At 34.6% G+C, this 1,764-nt stretch carries 3 protein-coding genes; all 3 read right to left on the reverse strand.

Annotated elements, in window-relative coordinates; genetic code table 11:
* On the reverse strand, positions 1 to 149 hold a 149-nt coding region (locus H5T44_06365; protein MBC7081843.1), incomplete at its 3' end, for a GDP-mannose 4,6-dehydratase.
* A complete protein-coding gene (locus H5T44_06370; protein MBC7081844.1) occupies positions 146 to 1,273 on the reverse strand; it encodes a glycosyltransferase family 4 protein in 1,128 nt (375 codons plus the stop codon). The genes H5T44_06370 and H5T44_06365, both read right to left, overlap by 4 nt.
* Before the next feature lie 15 nt (positions 1,274 to 1,288).
* On the reverse strand, positions 1,289 to 1,764 hold a 476-nt coding region (locus H5T44_06375; protein ID MBC7081845.1), incomplete at its 5' end, for a glycosyltransferase.

The following is a 1,764-nucleotide window of genomic DNA, read 5'->3' on the forward strand; positions in this document are numbered from 1 at the left end:
TCAAAAACTTCGAGGTATTGGAGCCTCCAAAAATTTGGAGTTGAAAGCCTCCTATAAATACCATAAACCTCATATCCTTTTTTTATAAGAAAATTAGCCAAATATGCTCCGTCCTGTCCCGTGATGCCTGTTATAAGTGCACTTTTCATTTTAAAACCTCCTTGTATACCCTTTCTGTTAATTTTGCAATGTTATCCCAAGTATAATCCTTTGCAAAACTTATACACTCATCTTTAAAATCTTCATAGTGATTGAGCATGAAAATTATTTTATCCTTCAAATCATAAGGGGATAAATCAGAAAGCATGCCATTTTTATTATTTATAAGCTCTCGACTCGCATTTAATGGATGGTCGATTGTAATCACCGGCAAACCGGCTGCATTAGCTTCTAGTGTGACAAGAGCTGCGCCCTCTCTAGTTGAAGGAAAAACAAAAACTTTTGAAGACTTCATATAAGCATAAACATCATCATCCCTAGAAACTTTATGAAGAAATCTGACATTTTCTCTAAGATCCAACTTTTTTGTAAGCTTTTCTAAATTTTTCCTTTCAGGACCATCACCAATAATAAAACATCTTATATTTAAACCTTCCTTTTTTATAAGATTCAACGCTTTTAAAAGAATATCAACATTTTTATGCTTAATTAAGCGGCCTACAAATATCACATCAGATTTTTCCATTGAAGGTTTAACATTAGATATCGTGTCAAAAGGCACACCATCAGGTATCACATATACGGAGCCATCATAAAAACTTAAATCATTTTTAACTTGATTAGAAATCGTTATAACATTTTTAGATAATCTGAAGGTTAATTTCTCTATTATTTTACCAAACACTCCTATTTTACCGAGATATTCATACCAATAATCCCCCCAATATTCCAAAACAGTGATAATGAAATTACTTTTATTAATGATGGAAGTAAATTTCCCAGAAAAACATGAAAAATATGGGAAATTCTGACAGTCTATTACATCAAATTCCTCTTGTAGGAGAGGCCCTATCAAGCTTATAGAAAACTTAAGCGCTGCTTTTATGGATCTTCTACCATCTACATATAATTGTAATGGCCTGCAGACACCATGATATTCTATACCGTCAAATTCGATGTCCCTTTTTTCTTCCTGGGGCAGCCACCAACCCACACAATACCAATGGACTTCATGACCCCTTTCTGCAAGGCGCCTTCCAATCTCATAAAGTCTTTTTTCCGCCCCTCCCTTGTTCCATGGGTATGCTCCATCATAAATGAATGCTATTTTCACTAAAATCACCGTATTTCATCTTATTTTTTCAATGATAAGTGTTTTAAAAATTTTGAAACCGTCTTTAAGTGATGAAAGCTTCGGTTCAGTCTTCCGCCTTTTATATGATATTGGGACTTCAACAATCTTGAATCCCGCCTTTGAAAATTTGGAGAACATCTCAGCTTCAAGTTCAAACCCAGGATAATTTAGCTCTTCTTCTAAAATGTATTGGATCGCCCTTCTTGTGAAGGCCCAATGGCCTGTACAAACATCACTAATTTTTTGGTAGAGTATGCTGGCTATTAAGCTCAAGATAAAATTGCCAATTAAGTTTGTCTTAGATATTGCACCGTCTTCTCTTCTACCTTTTAGTCTTGATCCTAATGCAACATCTGCATTTTCTTTTTTAAGTAATTTTATGAGTTTGATTGAATCTTCTGGGGGGTAGGTTCCGTCAGCATCCATCATAATCGCATATTCTGTTTCAAGATGCTTAAAGCCTTTAAAGA

The organism is Thermoplasmatales archaeon, assembly GCA_014361195.1.
In the GTDB taxonomy this organism is placed as follows: Archaea; Thermoplasmatota; E2; order UBA202; family JdFR-43; genus JACIWB01.